Annotated in this window: 18 protein-coding genes and 1 pseudogene; 13 read left to right on the forward strand and 6 right to left on the reverse strand. The window is 36.1% G+C overall.

The window, feature by feature from the left end; genetic code table 11:
- A pseudogene (locus tag OXQ85_RS12890) lies at positions 1-250 on the forward strand (IS110 family transposase); the annotation flags it as partial.
- Between the two features lie 224 nt (positions 251-474).
- Here the strand turns inward: OXQ85_RS12890 and cdd are convergent.
- Entirely contained in the window at positions 475-957 is a 483-nt protein-coding gene (gene cdd, locus OXQ85_RS12895; RefSeq protein WP_267405086.1) for a cytidine deaminase, read from the reverse strand.
- A gap of 106 nt (positions 958-1063) precedes the next feature.
- Here cdd and namA point away from each other — a divergent pair, with 106 nt between their 5' ends.
- From namA to OXQ85_RS12915, 4 genes are all read left to right on the forward strand, one after another.
- Positions 1064-2116 (forward strand): NADPH dehydrogenase NamA, encoded by a 1053-nt coding sequence (gene namA / locus OXQ85_RS12900; RefSeq protein WP_267405087.1) that lies wholly within the window; start codon positions 1064-1066, stop codon positions 2114-2116.
- A gap of 33 nt (positions 2117-2149) precedes the next feature.
- Positions 2150-2437: a DUF2752 domain-containing protein gene (locus OXQ85_RS12905; RefSeq protein WP_267405088.1), complete on the forward strand. Its 288-nt coding sequence runs from the start codon at positions 2150-2152 to the stop codon at positions 2435-2437.
- 20 nt (positions 2438-2457) lie between these two features.
- Positions 2458-2781, forward strand: coding sequence for a CCC motif membrane protein (locus OXQ85_RS12910; RefSeq protein WP_267405089.1), 324 nt, complete (start codon positions 2458-2460; stop codon positions 2779-2781).
- 135 nt (positions 2782-2916) lie between these two features.
- Positions 2917-3942 carry an NAD(P)-dependent alcohol dehydrogenase gene (locus OXQ85_RS12915; protein WP_267405090.1) on the forward strand — a complete coding sequence of 342 codons (1026 nt, stop codon included), beginning with the start codon at positions 2917-2919 and terminating at the stop codon, positions 3940-3942.
- Positions 3943-4065: 123 nt separating this feature from the next.
- Here the strand turns inward: OXQ85_RS12915 and OXQ85_RS12920 are convergent, their stop codons facing one another.
- The gene (locus tag OXQ85_RS12920) at positions 4066-5610 is read right to left on the reverse strand and encodes an endonuclease (RefSeq protein WP_267405091.1); all 1545 of its coding nucleotides are present in this window, start codon (positions 5608-5610) and stop codon (positions 4066-4068) included.
- A 235-nt stretch (positions 5611-5845) separates the two neighbouring features.
- On the opposite strand from OXQ85_RS12920, the gene OXQ85_RS12925 reads away from it, so the two are divergent.
- The gene (locus OXQ85_RS12925; RefSeq protein ID WP_267405092.1) at positions 5846-6700 is read left to right on the forward strand and encodes a T9SS type A sorting domain-containing protein; all 855 of its coding nucleotides are present in this window, start codon (positions 5846-5848) and stop codon (positions 6698-6700) included.
- Between the two features lie 134 nt (positions 6701-6834).
- Here OXQ85_RS12925 and OXQ85_RS12930 read toward each other — a convergent pair whose 3' ends face one another.
- The gene (locus tag OXQ85_RS12930; protein ID WP_267405093.1) at positions 6835-7362 is read right to left on the reverse strand and encodes a DUF4136 domain-containing protein; all 528 of its coding nucleotides are present in this window, start codon (positions 7360-7362) and stop codon (positions 6835-6837) included.
- A gap of 1 nt (position 7363) precedes the next feature.
- The gene (locus OXQ85_RS12935; RefSeq protein WP_082384278.1) at positions 7364-7546 is read right to left on the reverse strand and encodes a DUF5522 domain-containing protein; all 183 of its coding nucleotides are present in this window, start codon (positions 7544-7546) and stop codon (positions 7364-7366) included.
- A 40-nt stretch (positions 7547-7586) separates the two neighbouring features.
- On the opposite strand from OXQ85_RS12935, the gene OXQ85_RS12940 reads away from it, so the two are divergent.
- The 7 genes from OXQ85_RS12940 (at position 7587) to OXQ85_RS12970 (ending at position 15451) form a co-directional block, all read left to right on the forward strand.
- On the forward strand, positions 7587-7913 hold the full coding sequence (locus OXQ85_RS12940; RefSeq protein ID WP_267405094.1) for a hypothetical protein: 327 nt from the start codon (positions 7587-7589) through the stop codon (positions 7911-7913).
- A gap of 279 nt (positions 7914-8192) precedes the next feature.
- Positions 8193-9101, forward strand: a complete 909-nt coding sequence (locus OXQ85_RS12945; RefSeq protein WP_267405095.1) for a pyridoxal-phosphate dependent enzyme — start codon at positions 8193-8195, stop codon at positions 9099-9101.
- Positions 9102-9167: 66 nt separating this feature from the next.
- The gene (locus OXQ85_RS12950; protein ID WP_267405096.1) at positions 9168-10226 is read left to right on the forward strand and encodes a glucosaminidase domain-containing protein; all 1059 of its coding nucleotides are present in this window, start codon (positions 9168-9170) and stop codon (positions 10224-10226) included.
- 71 nt (positions 10227-10297) lie between these two features.
- Positions 10298-11581 (forward strand): glutamate-1-semialdehyde 2,1-aminomutase, encoded by a 1284-nt coding sequence (hemL, locus tag OXQ85_RS12955; RefSeq protein WP_267405097.1) that lies wholly within the window; start codon positions 10298-10300, stop codon positions 11579-11581.
- A gap of 325 nt (positions 11582-11906) precedes the next feature.
- A complete protein-coding gene (locus OXQ85_RS12960; protein WP_267405299.1) occupies positions 11907-13238 on the forward strand; it encodes an amidohydrolase in 1332 nt (443 codons plus the stop codon).
- A gap of 51 nt (positions 13239-13289) precedes the next feature.
- Positions 13290-14135 carry a helix-turn-helix transcriptional regulator gene (locus OXQ85_RS12965; RefSeq protein ID WP_267405098.1) on the forward strand — a complete coding sequence of 282 codons (846 nt, stop codon included), beginning with the start codon at positions 13290-13292 and terminating at the stop codon, positions 14133-14135.
- Positions 14136-14212: 77 nt separating this feature from the next.
- Positions 14213-15451, forward strand: coding sequence for an amidohydrolase (locus OXQ85_RS12970; RefSeq protein WP_267405099.1), 1239 nt, complete (start codon positions 14213-14215; stop codon positions 15449-15451).
- Positions 15452-15632: 181 nt separating this feature from the next.
- Here OXQ85_RS12970 and OXQ85_RS12975 read toward each other — a convergent pair whose 3' ends face one another.
- Positions 15633-17057, reverse strand: coding sequence for a hypothetical protein (locus OXQ85_RS12975; RefSeq protein ID WP_267405100.1), 1425 nt, complete (start codon positions 17055-17057; stop codon positions 15633-15635).
- A gap of 45 nt (positions 17058-17102) precedes the next feature.
- Entirely contained in the window at positions 17103-19895 is a 2793-nt protein-coding gene (locus tag OXQ85_RS12980; protein WP_267405101.1) for a TonB-dependent receptor, read from the reverse strand.
- Positions 19896-19962 lie beyond the last annotated feature (67 nt).

Below are 19962 nucleotides of genomic sequence, written 5' to 3' on the forward strand. Positions count from 1 at the left end.
GTACTCACCTGGAAAATGTAGGACATCAAAGACTCATATCCGAGGCTTGATCTATGTGTGTTCGTGGTCTGCAATAAAGCATAACAAGCAGTGCAAAGAATTTTACGAAAGACTTCTTTCTCAAGGAAAGGCAAAGAAATTAGCTTTGATAGCGGTTTGTAACAAACTTTTGAGAATCTGTTTTGGAGTGGTGAAGAATAAGATGAAATATCAACCGGATTATCAAAAAAACTTTAAAATTTTAACCTAAATAATTTGCAATTTAACATAGAACATCTGGGCTAGGGTAGTGGTCATTTCATTGAATGGTTTACATAAATACAATGCTTGTATTTCTACAGAAATAGGAATACCGTTTAATCGTCATTGCGAGAAACGAAGTGACGAAGCAATCTAATTAAAGTATTTGGTATCATAATTTTTTTTGAGATTGCTTCGTCGTTTTACTCCTCGCAATGACCTAAAAAATCCCTTTTACAAAAAAGTAGCATCAAAATAAAAAGGAAGCAAATCTTTAATCGCATTCACTTTCACCACCTCTTCATTCATGCTTGAAAAATAAAGATCTATATTTTCATTCTGCTTCGTTTCATATTCCATCAAACTTTGCCTGCAAGCTCCACATGGGGGAATTGGCGGATTTTTCGCATGAAATTCTTTAGGGCCTCCTACAACGAATATCTTTTTAATTTTTACATTCGGAAAATTGGCAGCAATCCAGAAAAGGGCTGTTCTTTCCGCGCAAAGTCCTGAAGGATAGGCTGCGTTTTCCTGATTGTTTCCGGAGTAAATTTCACCGTTTTCCAACAAAACGGAACATCCCACTAAAAATTGAGAGTAGGGAGCATAGGCATTTTCACGTGCTTCCTTAGCTTTTTCAAACAATTTTTTCTCTATATCGTTTAGCTCTTCGCTATTTTTAAAATACTCGTAACTTATCTGAGTTTCTTTTTTCATATATTTATAGGTAGAATTAAAAAAAGGGGGATAAAATTAGTTCTTTTTACCAACGTGGGCAAGCAGTATTTATCTTCTATAATTTTAACTAAATATTCAATTTAAAATGTTATATACTCCAATTACGTTCAGAAATGTAACGCTTAAAAACCGTTGGGTCATGTCTCCAATGTGTATGTATTCTTGTGAAAATGGTTTGGCAAATGATTTCCATTTCGTGCATTACGGAAGCAGAGCTCAGGGTGGGACTGGTTTATTGATGGTAGAAGCAACAGGCGTAGAACCGCGCGGAAGAATTACCAACCATTGTATGGGAATCTGGAACAATGAGCAAGCCGAAAAATTACAAAAGATCGTAGAATTTGTTCATAAAAACTCAGAAAGTAAAATAGGAATACAGTTGGCTCATGCGGGGCGAAAAGGTTCAACATGGAACAATATTCAAATTCCATTAGAGGAAGGATGGGAAACGGTGGCTCCAAGCCCGATTCCTTATCATCCGACAGAAAGAATTCCGCATGTTTTAACAGTTGAAGAAATCAAAGAACAGGTTCAGAATTTCAAAGCGGCGGCAAAAAGGGCTGTTAAGGCGGGATTTGATGTTATTGAAATCCACGGAGCTCATGGATATTTGGTTCATCAGTTTTTATCGCCGCTTTCAAATATAAGAACCGATGAATATGGCGGAAGTTTTGAAAACAGAATCCGTTTTTTACTGGAAATTGTGGATGCAGTGAACGAAGAATTAAACGAAAATATAGCTTTATTGGTAAGAATTTCAGGAACCGAATATGCTGAAAACGGCTGGGATATCGAAAGCAGCACGGCATTAGCTAAGATTCTGAAAAATCATGGGGTTGATTTGGTGGATGTTTCTAGCGGTGGAAATATTCACGGAGCTAAAATTTCTGTTTTTGATGGTTATCAGGTTCCTTTATCTTCTCAACTAAGAAATGAAGCTGAGGTAAAAACGGGCGCTGTAGGTTTGATAAAAACGGCAGAGCAGGCAGAAGAAATACTTCAGAATGGAGATGCTGATCTTATTTTTGTGGCAAGAGCAATTCTGAGAAATCCGTATCTGGCGGTTCAGGGCTCATTTGAAATGAATGAAGAAGCCTTTTTCCCTCATCAATATCTGAGAGCTAAAATTTCTACATAAATTTTATATATTTGAATCCCCAAACGCTAAACTATGAATATTGAAGACTATATGCTTTCCTGCCCCAGCAAAAAATACTTAGGAATAGAGTGTTTCGGCTGCGGAACTCAAAGAGCCATCGTAATGGTTTTTGAAGGCAGATTTGCAGATGCTTTTCATATGTTTCCGGCAGTGTATACTTTGCTGCTTTTCTTCGCAACAGTCGGATTAAATTTTATAGATAAGAAAAGGAATTACGGAAATTTATTAGTGGGTTTAGCCATTATAAATGCTGTAATTATGGTAACTTCTTATTTTTACAAACATTATTTTAGCCATTAACAAACATTAAAATTATAACTATGAATCAAAAATTGCCAAATGCACAAACTGTGCTTATTTTAGGAATTATTTCTGTAGTAGGAACTTGTTGTTGTACAGGTTTGATCGGTATCATCTGTGGATTAATCGGTCTTAATAAGTACAAATCTGATAAGATACTTTATGATAAAAGCCCTACAGAATATTCTGATTTTGGAAATCTAAACACAGGTAGAATCTTATGTATGATTGGTCTAGGATTAGGATGTTTACAAGTACTTTATTTCATCTTTATCTTGGCAACAGTTGGTTGGGATGGATATATGGAACAAATCAACGAACTTTCTAGAATGGGAAGACAGTAAAATAAAAGAGGCCGCGTAAAGCGGTCTTTTTTATTGCTTCAAAGTGAATCTTTTAAGAGAGATTTAACATAAATAAATATCGTAGGTTGGGATTTAAGGAGTAAATTGAAGGGTAAATTTTCAAAAAAATATTTTATGAAAGCAGTACGTTTTTTCGGGCACAAAGATGTCCGCGTTGTAAATGATATGGAAAAACCAACGCCAAAAGGTGAAGAAGTTTTGCTGAAGATTGGTGGGGCAGGAGTTTGTCACTCAGATTTGCATATCATTGATGAAGGTACCGTGGGAGGAACTGTTTTTACACTCGGACACGAAAATGCGGGTTGGATAGAAGAAGTGGGAGAGAGCGTTACAGGTTACAAAAAAGGAGATGCTGTTTTGGTGTATGGGCCGTGGGGATGCGGGCATTGCAAGCCTTGTCAGCAATCAAAGGAAAATTATTGTGATCATCAGTCGGAAATGGCTTATGGTGGAGGCTTAGGCTTAAACGGGGGCATGGCAGATTATATGCTGGTTCCTTCATCGCGATTGTTGGTTCCTATTTATGATCTCGATCCGGTGATTGCCGCACCTTTAACGGATGCAGCTTTAACTCCATATTCAGCTATAAAACGTTCTTTACATAAATTAATGGCCGATGAATTTGTGGTCGTTATTGGTGTTGGAGGTTTAGGTCACGTTGCGTTGCAGATTTTAAGAGAAATTAGCGGAGCAACCATTATTGCCTGCGATGTTACGGACGATAAATTAGCTTTCGCTAAAGAACTCGGCGCAGCGTTTACAATTAATTCTAAAGATGCCGATGCTGCCGAACAAATCCAGAAAATTACTGGGATTAAAAAAGCAAAAGTAGTTCTTGATTTTGTGGGAGCGACTTCTACAATTGATCTCGGAACTAAAATTGTAAGTTTGGATGGCGATCTAACGATTGTCGGGCTTGGCGGCGGACATTATCAATACAGCATGAACGGGCTTCCTTTCGGAGTGAGCATGACGAATCCTTATTGGGGTTCCAGAACAGAATTGATGGAAGTCGTGGGTTTGGCAAGACAGAAGAAAATTCATATCGAAATTGAAAAACATAGCCTTGATGATGCCAATGAAGTCTATGAAAGAATGCGCCAGGGAAAAATAAAAGGAAGAGCAGTTTTAGTACCTTAATTATAGATTTTATTATATAAATGAAAATCCTTCTCTCAAACGAAAGAAGGATTTTTATCGTATTTGAAATAAAAATAACATCAGGTAAAAAACTTCCAGCCTTGTCATCTCGCTTCCAATTTACTACTTTACAATAAATTTCAACGTAGATTCATCCAATTTCAATAAATAAATTCCCTGAGGAATGTTTTTAATTTTAATTGAATTTCTTGAGTTCTTAAAAGGTTGATCCATGGTTTGCATCACTTTACCCTGAAGGTTATAAATTTCGGCTTTTTGGATATTTGAAGTTTCTCCTTTCACAAAAATCTCCTGATTAGAAATTGGATTTGGATAAATCTGTAAATTTTTAACTTCATTATTGATTTCTCTAGAAAGATTTTTATTTTGTTTTCCTGTCGAAGAATAACAAGTCCAGTTTAGATTATCGATCGCAACTCGGTTACTTGATGAATTATTTACCAAGCTTACCGTCACATTTCCGGAAATATTGATATTGTTAATCGTGGTTGTTGTAGAAGTTGTGCTATAAGGAATTGTTCCCACCGTATTTCCATTCACTTTTACCGTAAAAGTTCCGTTGCTTCCTGAGAATTTCAATTGGGTTGTAACGGTTAACGAACCAATTCCGTTCGCCGAGCTGCTTGATGTTAAAGCACCGCTTCTTACAGTAATTGCTTTGCTGGAGATGGTTTGGTCTGTTCTTGCATCAGTTGCAGTCCATGAAATTCCGCCGTTCGTCCATGTTCTTGTTAAATAAGATGCTGTACTTGCTGTAGGGATGGTTTCGAATGTTTCATTTACACAATTGGTTCCTGAAGGAGTTTCAGGAGTCGTTGTTCCGCCACCGCCTGAACTAGAGCCACCGCCCCAAATTAAATTCACATAATTAGGATTATCAATGAACGGATTTCTGTTTCCCTGATACGTGTAAGACGCATTATTTCTAAGAATTTCAGCCTGAGAAACCGGATCCTGATTATGCCAAGCCAGTAAAACATTTAACTCCCAAGTTTGCAATCCTGGAAATGTAGAACTTCCCAACATATTTCCTGAAGAAAATGACGAAAGTCTGCTTTGGTAACGGGTTACAAAATAAAAGATCATTCTGGCCACATCTCCTTTAAACTCATCAATGGGCTCAAAAACAGTTCCCGAATATCCTGATGAGGTTGAATTTCCAAGCTTTGAACCATTTTTAGAAGTAAATGTTGCTGTTCCCACCTTTCCGAAAGGATAATTAGAGCGCATGCCGTTCACTTTTCCGTCTGTTGCCCGAATGAAATGAATATCCGAAACCATCGGCGAAGACTCATTAAACAAACTTTGCGGAACAATATGTTCACGATTATAGCAGTTTCCTTCCACCGAATAAGTCCCACACTGGTTGGTTCCAGGCGTGTATTTGTAAGGGTCTGCGCCGTTTGGCTTTTCAGAATAAATATCCATGATAGACCCGTCATTTTCGTAGGTCTTATCAATGTCTGTCGTTTTGTAGCCCGTCCAAAGTCCGCCATAGCCTTTGTCTTGGTGTCCGTTGGTGATGATCGAGCTTAAAGCCGTTTTCAAAGAAGCTCCTGAAAGCCCGTTTGCCGAACTGTAATAACCCGCTGGTGCCTGAGCGTGCATTAATCCTGCAAAAGTTACAAATAAGATAATTTTTTTCATATTAATTAAATTTCAGGTAAGATTACTACAATTTTATGAATAAAAAATTACGATTTTGTTAAATCTTAATGCGGTGAATTGTTAATTTGAATTTTAATTGAAGATAACAATTATTATTTCTTCTATTTTGATGAGATTTTAAATCATATTTACTTTTTAATGTATTAATTTCTTTTAAATTGAAAATTAATTTTCATTTAATTGATATAAATCATGAAATTTTGAAATAAAACTAATGAAAAAAAGAATTATTTTCGCTTTATTATTTTTATTTAGAATGATTAAAAATTTATCTTTTAAAATTTGCTTTCCTTTTTTAGGACTTCTTGCCGGAACTTCTTTTGCTAACGCTCAGTGCAGTGTTGTGGATAGTTTTTCAGAGAATTTTGATAGCTACACTGCTCCGGAAAGTATTGTACCCACATGTTGGGATCGCATTGCTTTGAATGGAGCCAATCAAATTATTTCTAGTACTCAACCGGCTTCAGGTACTGGGCAAATTTATCAAAACGGTTATGGCGCGGGTAAGATTACGATTGTTATCATGCCGAAAATATCTAATATCAATGCGGGAACTCATCAGTTTAAATTTAAAGCAAAAGCTAATTCCGGTGGTGGTTTTCTTGATTTTGGATATATTACTGATACTACGGATGCTTCTACTTTTGTTATTTTGAAACAGGTTCCGATTACTAACAGCTCTTATGATGCTACTGCGGAAAGAACAATTGCAGTTTCGACAACGGTGCCTGCGAATGCAAGACTGGCGATTCGTAATGATGGTTCTACTTTCGCCGGATATTATTGGGATGATGCGTCTTGGGAAGCGATTCCAAATTTAGGAACGAATGAATCAAAAGGTTCTAATGATGTGAAAATTTATCCAAATCCGTTTAATGAAAGTATTCATATTTCGGAAATTAAAGATCTGAAAGCTATTACCATTTCAGATGCTGTTGGAAGAGTTGTGCAAACGATTGAAAAACTTTCAACCACTATAGAAACTAATCATTTAGAAAAAGGAATTTATTTTGTGACGTTACATTATAAAAACGGAACAAAGTCATCTTTTAAAACCATAAAACAATAAAAAAGGGGTTTTTTATATTTTAACTGAGAGAAGGCTGCCGAACGTATGTGAGGCAGCTTTTATTTTTAGACACAAAAAAAGTCAACACAAAAACTTGCATTGACTTTCTTAAATATATTTGATTGATTTAAATCTTATTTTCTCTGAGGAGGATAATTTTTCATGATCTCTCCCATAATCTCAGGAATTTGTCTCTGTTTTGCTTTTGGCGAATCTACAGAGACTCCGCTTCCGATACCCTGCCAAACCAATTTATTTGTTTTAGCATCAATCAGATCTACGATTATTGCACCTTCGTTATAATTGCTCGTCCAGGTTCTGTTCATACCAACTCCCCAGCCGAAAGGTCCGCCCCAGCCCCACATTCCGTAAGGTGAACTGCTGTTAATATCGGTTACTTTTTTATGATTGGCTTTTACATTTACAATCAAATCCGGATTTTCTCCCGACTGAAGACCTTTGCTTTGAAGCTGTCTCGACAATTCATTCAAAACTCTGTCTTTATCAATATCATTCAGTTTCAAATCATCAATCCTTAGTTTATAAGTTTTATATGAAGTGAAATTTGCCGTATCAGCATAATCAGAACGTACGTTGAACGGACTACAAGATGTTAATCCCAAAGTAGCCGCGGCTAACAAAATAAAAATATATTTTTTCATTTTATTTAATTTTTTTATCGTTTTTAATGAATGTATCGGTCTTTTTATCGTATCCGTAAGGACAATGCCTACAGCCACTTTTACAGCAATGCCCTCTTTTCAGATGAAATTTTTCTGTAAAAACCTTGTACCCCTGCTCGTTGTAGTAAAAGTCTTCTCCTTCTTTGATGTCAAAAAGTGCCATAGGTTAAATCTCTAAGTCAAAAAACTTTATATTTGTTATTATGATAATTGTATGCCAAAAATCTTTAAAAAAACTAAAAATCAACGGCATTGCTCTTTTTCCCTTTATCTTCATTAGGAAACCCGAAGATAAGGAAAATAATGTTTTGATTAATCATGAAAAAATCCATTTAAGACAACAGTGGGAAATGCTCATCATTTTCTTTTACATTTTTTATGTGATTGAGTATTATTATTGGGTTTTTAAATTAAAGGATAACGATTTGGCGTACCGAAGAATTTCTTTTGAAAGAGAAGCCTATGATAATGAATCTAATTTGAATTATCTTAAAAAGCGAAAGTTCTGGAGTTTTAGAAAGTATTTGTAAATGAATTTGATTTCTAATATTTCAACAGTGGTAAACTGACATAGGAAAATGGAACGTTAAGAAAATTTATTCTGTGAACGTTAAAAAAATTCTACTGTTTGAAGCGCGAGACAAATATCGAATGAAAATATAATTTTTGAATTCGCGCAAGTTTTAGAATTTTTAGAGAACAGAATCAATTTTTAGTAGAAGTTTCCAAGTCTTGAATTTTTGGTTCTTTTGTTTCAAGACAAAACGAACAAAAAATAGTAATTTTGTTTAAATATGATTTAAGCAAATATGCTATTACCACTTCCAGCAGAAAAAATCCCGATTCAGGAAATTTCCATCAATAAAAATGTAAAACTTTTCATCAAGAGAGAAGATGTAATTCATCCTCAAATTTCTGGAAATAAATATTGGAAGCTGTTTTTCAACATTAATAATTATTTAGCAAAAAATCCTAAGAAGCCTTATATTATAACTTTTGGCGGAGCGTTTTCAAATCATATTTCTGCAGTTTCAGCAGTGGGAAATTTAGCTAAAATTTCGACTTTGGGAATTATTCGTGGGGAAGAGTTAAAAAATAAATGGCGAGATAATCCTACTTTACTTTTTTCTAAAAGAAACGGAATGAATTTGCAATTCGTAACCCGTGAAGAATATCGCCATAAAGAAAAACTAACTGAATTTTTACAGAAAGAATTTCCCGATGCCTTGATTGTTCCGGAAGGAGGAACCAATGAAGATGCCATAGAGGGCGTGAAAATGATGTTGAATGACGAAACAAAAGATTTTGATTATCTTTGCACCGCCGTTGGAACCGGAGGAACAATTGCCGGAATTTCAAAATTTTGTGAAGAAAATCAGAAAGTTATAGGATTTAAGGCTGTTGATGACGATTCTCTTGAAAATAAAATATTGGAGTTAACTTCGAAGAAAAACTTTAATCTAATAGATTCAACGTTTGGAGGTTACGGCAAAATAAAAGATGAGAATATCCGTTTTATCAATGATTTTAAAGAAAATTATGGAATTCCGCTTGAACCGATTTATACGGGAAAGATGATGCAGAAGGTTTTCAAACTGATAGATGATGGTTATTTTCCTGAGAACAGCAAAATTTTATGCTTTCATACTGGAGGTTTACAAGGTATTGAAGGAGCCAATTTGCTTTTAGAGAAACAAAATAGAAATTTAATTATATAAGTAAAAATTGAAAACGTGAAACACTAAGTGTTCCATCTTTCATTTTAAAACAATAAAAATTATAAGATGAAAAGACTTTTCATATTCGTAAGCCTTTTAGTTTTATCAAAATTCTCAGCTCAATCTTGGGCAACTGAAGACCAATACATCCAAAAATTTGCAAAATATGCGGTAGAAGAAATGGAAAAGTATAAAATTCCGGCTTCTATCACTCTTGCGCAAGGGCTTTTGGAAACGGGCGGCGGACAAAGCCGATTGGCTCAGGAAGGCAAAAATCATTTCGGAATTAAATGTAAGGAAGACTGGACGGGAAAAACAATGAAACACACAGATGACGCTCCCAATGAGTGTTTTCGTGTGTACGATGACCCCAGACAATCGTACGAAGACCATTCCATATTTTTGGCGACAAGAAAATATTATACAGGGCTTTTTAATCTTGATATGAAAGATTACCGAGCTTGGGCACATGGTCTAAAAAAAGCGGGTTATGCTACCAATCCTCGTTATGCTTCTATTTTGATTGGTAAAATCGAACGTTATAAATTATACGAATTTGATAACACCAATTCTAAGGAAGTTCTGTATGCGGTCTTGAAAATGTATCCGAATTTGAAAGATGATACTGGGTTTATGGCTCAGCTGGAACCTGAAAAATATACGAAAAAAGCAAAAGATCCGGTTACTGTTGAAGTTCCTTACAAACAAACTTCTTACGCTCAGCAACAGAAAAGAGTGGAAAGAATTAAGACAAAGACGGAAATTCTTAATTCAATTTTAATTAAAAGTCATCCAAATGACGGTTTGAAATATATTGTAGTTCCTGAAGATACTAATGTTCAGTTTATTGCTAAAAAATTTAACATCAGCGAAAGCCGATTGATGAAATGGAATGAGTTGGAAAACAGTTTATTAAAGAAAAATGATATTGTTTTTCTTGAATCTAAAAATTCTGAAGGAAATACACCGACTTACAAAGCAGAATATGGTGAAGATATGCACGATATTGCCCAAAAATTCGGGATAAAACTGCACAAATTATATGCGAAAAACAGAATGGATGAAGGACAAAAACCTTCTGCCGGACAGTTGATTTATTTGATTGACAAGAAACCTAGAAATTAATTTTTGTTGATGGTTGATAGATGTTGGCTGATTTTGACCGACAACTATCAACTGTTAACCAACAACTACATATGAAGTATCAAAGAAGTTCAGCTTTATTCGATGAAGCTTACAAATACATTCCGGGAGGCGTAAATTCTCCGGTTCGTGCATTCAAATCTGTGGGAGGAGTGCCGGTTTTTATGAAATCTGCAAAAGGTGCTTACCTTACCGATGCCGATGATAACACGTATATTGATTATATTAATTCTTGGGGACCTGCCATTTTAGGTCACACACATCCAGAAGTGTTGGAAGAATTAAAAATTCAGGCAGAGAAGGGTTTTTCTTTCGGAGCGCCGACAGAATTGGAAACTGAAATCGCGAAATTCATTACAGAAAATGTTCCGAATATCGACCAAATTCGAATGGTTTCTTCAGGAACTGAAGCTTGCATGAGCGCGATCAGATTGGCGAGAGGTTTTACAGGAAGAGATAAATTTATCAAGTTTGAAGGTTGTTATCACGGTCACTCAGATTCATTTTTGATTAAAGCGGGAAGTGGTGCTGCAACTTTCGGAAATCCAAATTCTCCCGGCGTAACCGCAGGAACTGCAAAAGATACTTTGTTGGCAAGATACAATGATTTTGAGCAGGTTGAAGATTTGTTCAGACATAATCAGGGTGAAATTGCAGCGGTAATTATCGAGCCTGTTGCAGGAAATATGGGTTGTGTTCTTCCGGAAAATGAATTCCTTCAGAAATTAAGAAAAATCTGTGATGAAAACGGGACTTTATTGATTTTTGATGAGGTAATGACAGGTTTCAGACTGGCTTTTGGTGGTGCTCAGGAGCTTTACAATGTAAAAGCAGATTTAGTGACTTACGGAAAAGTAATCGGGGGCGGACTTCCAGTGGGTGCCTTTGCCGGAAGAAACGAAATTATGGATCATTTGGCTCCAAAAGGTGGTGTTTACCAAGCCGGAACATTAAGCGGAAATCCTTTGGCAATGAGAGCTGGATTAAAAACCTTACAACTCATTAAAAACGATCCTGAATTTTTCAACAGATTGGCAAAAACAACAGAAACGTTGGATTTTGAAATCGGAAAAATTTTAAATGAAAAAGGAATTGCTCATAAAATCAACAGAAAAGGCTCGATGATGTCTGTGTTCTTCCATATTAATAGAGTGTCTAATTTTGATGAAGCTCAGGAAGCAAATCATTCATTATTTAATAATTTCTTCCATCAGATGCTTACCAACGGAATTTATCTTCCACCAAGTGGCTACGAAACATATTTCATCAGTGATGCCATTAAAGATAAAGAAATTGACATGACTTTAGAAGCTGTAAGAAAATTCGATTTTTCTTAAAATGCCTAAAAATATATTTAAAAGGATGAGGTTTTTACTTCGTCCTTTTTTGTTTTAATTTTAGGACAGAGGAAAATGGAGCGTTAAAAAATTCCCACTGTTTAAAGTGCGACTAAAATATTGAACCGAAGAACAAATATTGAATTCGCACAAGTTTTGGGGATTTTAGGAGTAAAGTTTAATTTTTAGCGGAAGTTTCCAAGTCTTGAACTTTTGTTTCTTTTGCTTCAAGGCAAAAGAAATAATGAATCATACAAACAATACAATAATCCATACACCTCGCTTCAGCCCTAATCTTCCTACATTTGTTGGAAAGATTTTGGAAATGAAGACTTCAAACAATATATCACGAAAAGATTTTCTTAAAAGTTTGGCATTGGCGATGGCTGGTCTTACGCTGAGTTCGAGTATGATGGGGGCAACTTCGATTTTTAGCGATACCAATTTTTTAGCGAAAGATAAATTAGCCTTAAAAAATGTTCGTCTTGAAACCGGGTTTGAATATGAAGAAGGTGAGGTTATTGCCACGAAAACCGATTTGTTTTATATTGAAATTGAAAACGGAAAAATCACCAAAATATCTCCCAATCAGCCGAATGCAAAAGTGATTGATGCGAAAGGATTTTTGATGCTTCCAGCTTTTAAAGACATGCATATTCATTTGGATAAAACCTTTTATGGAGACAAATGGCAGGCGGTAAGAAAAAGAACCGGCGGAGTAAAAGGAATGATTGCTTTGGAGCAGAAAATGATGCCTGAATTGCTGAAAAACTCAACATTTAAGGCAGAAAAAATGATTGAATTATTACAATCAAAAGGAACATCTTTCGCCAGAAGTCACGTGAATATTGAGCCGACTTCGAAGTTACAGTCTCTGAAAAATTTGCAGAAAGCATTAGAAAATAAAAAGAAAACTTTCGGGGCAGAATTGGTTGCTTTTCCGCAGCATGGCGTTTATTATACAGATTCGGTTCCGTATTTGAAAGAAGCGGCGAAAATGGATATCGATTTCATCGGTGGAGTAGATCCGTTTACGATTGACGGAGCGATAGAAAAAACGATAGATTTTACTGTTCAGTTGGCTTTAGATAACAACAAAGGAATTGATATTCACTTGCACGAATCAGGCGATTCCGGTTTGAAAACGGTGGAATATTTAATTCAAAAAGTGAATGAAAATCCTTCTCTAAAAGGAAAAACATATTTAAGCCATTGTTTTGTTTTAGGAAAATTAGACAAGACTAAACAAGAAGAAATGGCTGAGAAATTAGGTAATGCAGAGGTCGGAATTGTTTCTACAATCCCTTTTGGAAGCCTAATTATGCCGATTCCTACTTTGTACAAACATAATGTGAAAGTTCTTACCGGAAACGACAGCATTGTTGATCATTGGAATACTTTCGGAACAGGAAGTGTACTGCAAAAAGCGAATTTAATGGCGCAGTTGTACGGACAATCCACAGAATTTTTATTGTCAAGAAGCTTAAAACTGGCTACAGCAAACGTTTTACCACTTGATGATAAAGGAAATCAGCAATGGCCGAAAGTAGGAGACAGTGCCGATTTGGCTTTCTTGAATGCAAGCTGTTCTGCAGAAGCTGTTTCCCGAATTTCAAATGTAGAATCATTAATTCACCAAGGAAACGTAGTTTATTAATTAGCATTCATTTTCATAAAATTTACGTATTTTGGTGTAAATTATTGTGGAATGAGCCAGCCATCAGATTATTTTCCCATTTTAGGAATTCATGAATTTGCAGAAAAACAATCGCAAGGTTGTGATTTGTTATTCAATGAGTTGAGCGGAGCGAGATCTATCGATGAACCTCATAAACACGATTTTTTTATCATCAATCTTTTCGAAAAAGGAAAGGGAAATCATATCATTGATTTTGTTGAATATCAGGTGGGTGACCATCAGATTCATTTGGTTTTTCCGGATCAGGTTCATCAATGGACGATTGAAAAAGAAACGGTTGCCTATCAATTAATGATCAGCCGGGAATGGTATGAAAACTTTCTTCCCGCATTGAGATTTTCGTCTTCTTATTATTTTCAGCATCCCGCTTTTACGGTTTCTGCGGAAATTTATCAACTCCTTTTGCATGAATTTCAAGCGATCAAAAAAGAATTGCACGAAGAAAAAACTTTTTGGGAAGTCATTAAAAAAAGAAGTGAATTGATTGGTTTACTCATCAGTAAATCGGTGGAAGGAGCTTTTAAAGATTTTGAGGTTTATAATTCGAATCCAATTATTTCTAAATTTTTAAATTTGATTGATGAATATTTCAAAACGGAACGTTCGGTTTCTTTTTACGCTGATAAATTGAGCATTTCTGCGAATTATTTAAATATAGTTTGTAAGAAAAATCTGAATTCATCGGCTTCATCATTGATTCAGGACAGAATTTTACTGGAAGCAAAACGTTTATTAAAAGTTTCTGAAATGACGGTGAAAGATATTGTTTACGATTTGGGATTTTATGATCATGCGAGTTTTTCAAAATTCTTCAAGGCGCAAACAGGAATGACACCTTCGCAATTCAAAGAATAATTTATACAAAACAAGACATAATTGGTACACCTTTCTGAAGTTTGGTGAATGTAACTTTGTATCATTAAATTAACAAAATGCAATCACCCTATCAACTTGTGGCAAAAGGTCATTTTTTGCTGAAAAATGTTCGTCTTGAAACGGGTTTTGAATACGATAATCAAGATGTCATTCATACCAAAACAGATTTATTCTGTATCGAAATAGAAAACGGAAAAATAAAATCTATACAGCCAAATGATGCGAAAGCAAAAGCTTTTGATGCGGAAGGAAAACTGATGCTTCCGGCGTTTAAAGATATGCATATTCATTTGGATAAAACGTTGTACGGACTTCCGTGGCAGGCGCTTTCGCCCAAAAGAAGATCTGTAAAAGATATGATTGCTTATGAGCAGGAAATCATTCCGGAATTGCTGAAAACTTCGGTGAAAAGGGCAGAAGAGCTAATCGATCTTATTCAAAGTTACGGAACAAATTATGCAAGAACACATTTTAATATTGATCCGACTTCGGGGGTACAATCTCTTGAAAATTTAGAAAAAGCTTTAGAAAACAAAAAAGATTCTTTCAAAGCTGAATTGGTGGCTTTTCCGCAACACGGAGTTTATTATACAGATTCTGCACCTTTGATGAAAGAAGCGGCACAGTTAAAAAGTGTTGGTTTTATCGGAGGTTTAGATCCTTTGAGTATTGACGGAAGCATTGAAAAGGTAATGGATTTTACCGTTCAGTTGGCTTTGGATCATCATAAAGGAATTGATATTCATTTGCATGAAGCGGGAGAATCGGGAATTAAAACCATTCAGTATTTGATTGATAAGGCGAATGAAAATCCTCAACTTCAAGGGAAAACTTTTGTAAGTCATGCGTTTGCTTTGGCATATTTAAATCAAAAAGAAGCAGATGAAATTTCAGAAAAACTGGCTGCGGCAAAAGTGGGAATTGCTTCCTCTGTTCCGTTCCGAGGAAAAGTAATGCCGATTCCTACGCTGAAAAAACATGGCGTGAATGTGTTGATCGGAAATGATAATGTTCAGGATTACTGGAGTACATTCGGCTCTGGAAATATGTTGCAAAAGGCTAATTTAATTGCTGAACTGTACGGTTATGCCACAGAGTTTGATCTTTCGAGAACATTACAGTTTGCCACTCAGAATATTCTTCCGTTAAATAATAAAGGCGAACAGCAATGGCCAAAATCGGGAGATGCAGCGAATATTGTTTTGGTGGATGCAAGCTGTTCTGCGGAAGCGGTATCCAGAATATCAAATGTTGAAGCGTTGATGAATGAAGGAAATCTTTTCTGGAAAAGTTAAAAAAGGTTGGAAGATGGAAGAATTGGGGAGGGAAGTTATTAAACTCCAAACTTCCTGCTTTCATCTTCAAACCTATTCAACATATATTTTTTTTAATTCTTGTTTTTATCAATGAAAATCCCTCGAAATATACTTCCGAGGGATTTTCTTAATTTGATATGAAGAAACTAATTACTATTGATTATAAGTTGTAGTTCGTCCAACCAGCATACCAAGTATCATTAGCGTCTTTTACAGCACCTCTGTAAGTAACCGGAGTAAACCAGCTAGATAGTTTTGTGTGCGTAAATACACCACCTGTTAACAACGGAGAACCAGAAGCAGGAGAGAAGTTAGGCGTAGTACCTGCAGGAGCCCAAGCACCTGTTAACTTCACATCAGCTGTGTACTGAAGAATTGTGTTTCCGTTTGTGTTGTACCAGTTGGTAAGATCTGCCAATGTGTAAGACGTTGGAGAAGTTGTAGAGGGTCCGAATTTTATAGGCGTTGTATTTCCTGCTAAAATATTGTTTTGGAAAGCCAAGTTAGAGTTTACGATGTTGTTGTCTGTTGGCGTTCCTTTAGTTGCATCAATGAATAAACCAATCGGGAATCCTGTGAATACAGAGTTGAATACAGAGATTGAAGAGTTTCTTCTGATCTGTAAAGCATGTTGGAATAATGAATTGATTGATCCCGCGTTTGTGCTTGAACTTGTAGAGTTGATTGGCCCGATGATCGTCATGTTCGAGAATGTAGCCGATGTTTGTGGTGTAAGAGCAGAGCCGTTAGCATCGTTATCAGATTCGAAAGCGTTTGAGCCAGAAACGTCAGCAACCTGAGCATCTCTTACGGCAATACCGAACTGAATTTTTCCTGAGAAACCGTTATCAGTATCAAAATCATCATCAAGACCTTTGTAAGAAATAAGGTGAGAACAGTTTACTGTACCCCCGAACCACTCGAAGCTATCATCATTAGCATAAGCAACTTCTACATAATCTACTGTAGTTCCTCTACCTACACCTCCGAAAGTAATACCGTTAACCTCCTTGTCTGGTAAAAATGCATATCCTGCATATTCTACTCTTACATATTTAAGAATACCGCTGTTATCGTCAGCATTTGTACCTCCATAAAGACCTAAACCTTCACTGTTGTTGATACCTCCTTCGATTTCTCCAACACCAGCCTGGTTGTTGAAAGAAGCGTTAGTAGGAGCAGCTCCCAAGATTACCAAACCTGCCCAGTCACCTCGTTTCGGACTTGGTTTTTCAGAGGTAAAGATAATCGGGTTGGTAGCAGTACCTTCTGCCATGATTTTACTTCCTCTAGTGATAATTAAAGAACCGTTTTTGTCAGCCTCACCAACGATTTTAGTTCCTGGCTCGATGGTTAAAGTTGCTCCGTTTGTTACATATACCAATCCTCTTAGCTTATAAATATTATTAGCTTTAAGTGTAAGATTTGAAGTGATTTTTCCTGAAAGAATCAAGTTTTCAGTACTTCCATTTCCTGAACCACCATTTTCTATAATAGTTTGTCCATCTTCTTCTATATTTCTACATGCGGTAACTGTTGTTACTAAAGTACCTAGCATTAAAGAGTATAAAACAAATTTTTTCATGTTATAAAGACTTATTTTTTTTATTAGATTTTGATTTATTTTTAATTAAAAGCTATATCCAAGCGTTAAACTGATGTTTGTTCCCGTTAATCTGTCTATAGCAAGCGCATCTGAACTGTCATATTTTTTGTTGTTGTTCAGGTCATGGTAAAACTTAGCGCGACGGTTTAGGATATCTGAAACGTTAAGTTTAATTTCTCCTTTATTCTGCCAGATTTTTTTAGCCACCTGGAAATCAAGAAGTGGTCTTGGGTTTTCCCAGATTGGCGGAACCTGATCGTTTCCTACATAAAGAATTCTTCTTCCGATCATGTTGAAAAGTACCGTAGAGCTCCATCCAGATTTTTCAGTATCATACTGAAGACTTAGGTTAATTGTGTAAGGAGACTGCCCCTGCATTGGTCTGTCGATATTCGTTTCTTTATCAGACACTTTATTTTTAATTAAAGCGAAGTTACCTCCCAATGTGAAGTTCTTAAGCGCGCTCATGAAATCAAGTTTCTTTCTGAATTCAAGCTCCAAACCGTAAGCATCAGCTTTATCAACATTCAGATAGTTGAATGTGTTACTTGTTCCTACCCCAGATTGGTTGAAGTATAATTCGATCGGGTTTTTGAAGTTTTTATAGAAACCAGCCACGGAAAGGATTTCTCCGTTTCTAGGATACCACTCCCAACGTAAATCTGCGTTTGTGATCTTTGTTCTTTCGATAAATTTATTACCGATAACAGTAGCTCCTAAATCGAAATCGTAATATGCTAAAGGCGAAACTTCTCTAAATTCTGGTCTTACCACAGTTTGCGAACCGGCAACACGTAAGTTCATGTTATTGGTAAGCTTAAATGTCATGTTCAACGCTGGTAAAAAGTCGGTTACACGAGTGTTTACAAAACGGTCGTCGCTTCTTCTTACGCTTCCTACCAATTGGTCGAAGTTTTCAACTCTTAATCCCCAAACTGCTCTGAACCAAGGTGTAAAGTTGTTGTCGAACTGTAAATATCCTGCGTTTAGAATAGTGTTGGCAATATATCTGTACTGGTTTCCTCCAATTTCGTCGAACGTAAATTTAGTTCCGTCTGTTCCAAAGTTTTCAGCATTAAAGATGGATTCAAAAGGCTGAGAAAGTAATCCCTGGTTATATCCTGCTAATCTTACAGAGAAGGGTCTTGAGTTATAAATTCTGTCTTTCACCTGGAATAAATATCCACCTTTTACGGTCTGCTTTTGACCAAACATTTCGAAAGTTTTAGAAACATCTCCACCTGCGTTGTATAGATAATCGCTAAGAGTAGAGTAGAATATACTTCCTGATTTTTGAGAAAGACCGTTAGAAATTAGTGCTAAATAAGGGCTTCCCGGTAAGTTCGGATATTCGTTATACTGTAAGCGCTGCAATAATGGAATGTACTGATCCAGGATACCGAAACTTCCGTACCAGTTAACCGTAAGACCTCCAAGAGCGTCTATTTTATGTGTTCCGTTTAGCGTAGAATTGTAGAAAGTTGTTTCTTTAAATCCAATTTCTCTCGCCATGATATTTGTCCCGTTAATTGGATCAAATTCAAAATCTTTTCCTGTTCTGAAAGACATGTGGTTTACCGTATTGTTGGTAATGATGTTTTTCAGGGAAATTTTATTGTTGTTATTTAGTTTTAACGTAAGATTTAATAAACCTCCTAAAATAACATCGTTTTGATATTTTTCAGTAAAATAATCAAAGTTGGTATCTGCCTGTTCTCCATTGATGGTGAAAAAGCTGTTTTTAGATTCTGTTCTTCTTTTGTTGTTGGAATAGTTTAAAACAGCGATTACGCCTAAATCTTTTCCAAAAACCTTTGTATTGAAACCTCCGTCTAATTGTAAGCTTAAATTTTCAGGGAATCCTATCGTATTGTAGCCTAAATTTTTCACATATTTCTGCCCGATTGCTGTTTTAGCAGCATCATCCAAAAGTGTGAAATCATTTTTTGCAGGCATACCTGTAGGAAGTTTTCTGTATCCGTCATCAATTCCTAAGAAATCCCATTTTCCGCCTTTCTGCATGCGGAACTCCTGTCCCATTGTGATAGAGTTTCCACCAACGCCTACCTGAAGATTGAAAAAGTTTTTATTAGGAATATCTTTTGTATTTACCTGGATCAATCCACCTCCCCATTCTCCACTGTACTCGGGAATAAAAGTTTTGTTGATAACAAGCGTTTCAATTACGTTTGCAGGGAAAAGATCGAAAGAGAACGTTTTTCTATCCGGCTCTGTACTCGATAGCTGAATACCGTTCAACATAGCCTGATTGTAACGGTCTGATAAACCTCTTACCACAATATATTTTCCGTCGAATAAACTCACCCCCGAAACTCTTTTCAGAACTTCTCCCGTGTTTCTATCCGGACTTCTTTTGATGGCTTCAACACCGATAACCTGCGAAACTACACCTGCATTTCTCTGCAAACCGATGGTAGATGCGATGGTTTCTTTTCTTGCATTAGATCTGATAACAACCCCCTCGATTTGTTTTTCCTTCGTAGATGGCTTGTCTAAAACGATATCAAGATGAGTATTAGCATCACTTTTTACCACAACCTCGCTGATCTCTTTTCTGTTGTATCCGTTGGAAGTTACTGTGATAATATAGTTGGTGCCGGGAGGAAGGCTGAGAGAGTAGTTTCCGGAAATGTCAGTCGTTACTTCCTGATCATTTACCTTTACTTTTACCCCTTCGATAGGAGTATTATCCTTCTCATCCAATACCCTACCTTCTAAAACCTGGCTTTGCGCGAATGCGTAGCTGGCAGAAAACAAGGCAAGTAGCATAATGCTCTTGTGGAGTTGTTTTTTCATTTTACTTTATCTTACTAGATTCTTTCGGTGCAAAGGAATAAAAGATTGACGGGGTAAATGGTTTAGT

The organism is Chryseobacterium sp. GM_Chr_2, assembly GCF_026540445.1.
Classification (GTDB): Bacteria; Bacteroidota; Bacteroidia; order Flavobacteriales; family Weeksellaceae; genus Chryseobacterium.

Bases quoted from the DNA above. Each gene is read 5' to 3' on its own strand.
- cdd (WP_267405086.1), bottom strand. From the start codon at position 957: ATGAAAAAAGAAACTCAGATAAGTTACGAGTATTTTAAAAATAGCGAA.
- OXQ85_RS12965 (WP_267405098.1), top strand. From the start codon at position 13,290: ATGAGCCAGCCATCAGATTATTTTCCCATTTTAGGAATTCATGAATTT.
- OXQ85_RS12935 (WP_082384278.1), bottom strand. From the start codon at position 7,546: ATGGCACTTTTTGACATCAAAGAAGGAGAAGACTTTTACTACAACGAG.
- hemL (WP_267405097.1), top strand. From the start codon at position 10,298: ATGAAGTATCAAAGAAGTTCAGCTTTATTCGATGAAGCTTACAAATAC.
- OXQ85_RS12905 (WP_267405088.1), top strand. From the start codon at position 2,150: ATGAATATTGAAGACTATATGCTTTCCTGCCCCAGCAAAAAATACTTA.
- OXQ85_RS12930 (WP_267405093.1), bottom strand. From the start codon at position 7,362: ATGAAAAAATATATTTTTATTTTGTTAGCCGCGGCTACTTTGGGATTA.
- OXQ85_RS12970 (WP_267405099.1), top strand. From the start codon at position 14,213: ATGCAATCACCCTATCAACTTGTGGCAAAAGGTCATTTTTTGCTGAAA.
- OXQ85_RS12945 (WP_267405095.1), top strand. From the start codon at position 8,193: ATGCTATTACCACTTCCAGCAGAAAAAATCCCGATTCAGGAAATTTCC.
- OXQ85_RS12915 (WP_267405090.1), top strand. From the start codon at position 2,917: ATGAAAGCAGTACGTTTTTTCGGGCACAAAGATGTCCGCGTTGTAAAT.
- OXQ85_RS12960 (WP_267405299.1), top strand. From the start codon at position 11,907: ATGAAGACTTCAAACAATATATCACGAAAAGATTTTCTTAAAAGTTTG.
- OXQ85_RS12925 (WP_267405092.1), top strand. From the start codon at position 5,846: ATGAAAAAAAGAATTATTTTCGCTTTATTATTTTTATTTAGAATGATT.
- OXQ85_RS12940 (WP_267405094.1), top strand. From the start codon at position 7,587: ATGATAATTGTATGCCAAAAATCTTTAAAAAAACTAAAAATCAACGGC.
- OXQ85_RS12975 (WP_267405100.1), bottom strand. From the start codon at position 17,057: ATGAAAAAATTTGTTTTATACTCTTTAATGCTAGGTACTTTAGTAACA.
- OXQ85_RS12980 (WP_267405101.1), bottom strand. From the start codon at position 19,895: ATGAAAAAACAACTCCACAAGAGCATTATGCTACTTGCCTTGTTTTCT.
- OXQ85_RS12910 (WP_267405089.1), top strand. From the start codon at position 2,458: ATGAATCAAAAATTGCCAAATGCACAAACTGTGCTTATTTTAGGAATT.
- OXQ85_RS12920 (WP_267405091.1), bottom strand. From the start codon at position 5,610: ATGAAAAAAATTATCTTATTTGTAACTTTTGCAGGATTAATGCACGCT.
- namA (WP_267405087.1), top strand. From the start codon at position 1,064: ATGTTATATACTCCAATTACGTTCAGAAATGTAACGCTTAAAAACCGT.
- OXQ85_RS12950 (WP_267405096.1), top strand. From the start codon at position 9,168: ATGAAAAGACTTTTCATATTCGTAAGCCTTTTAGTTTTATCAAAATTC.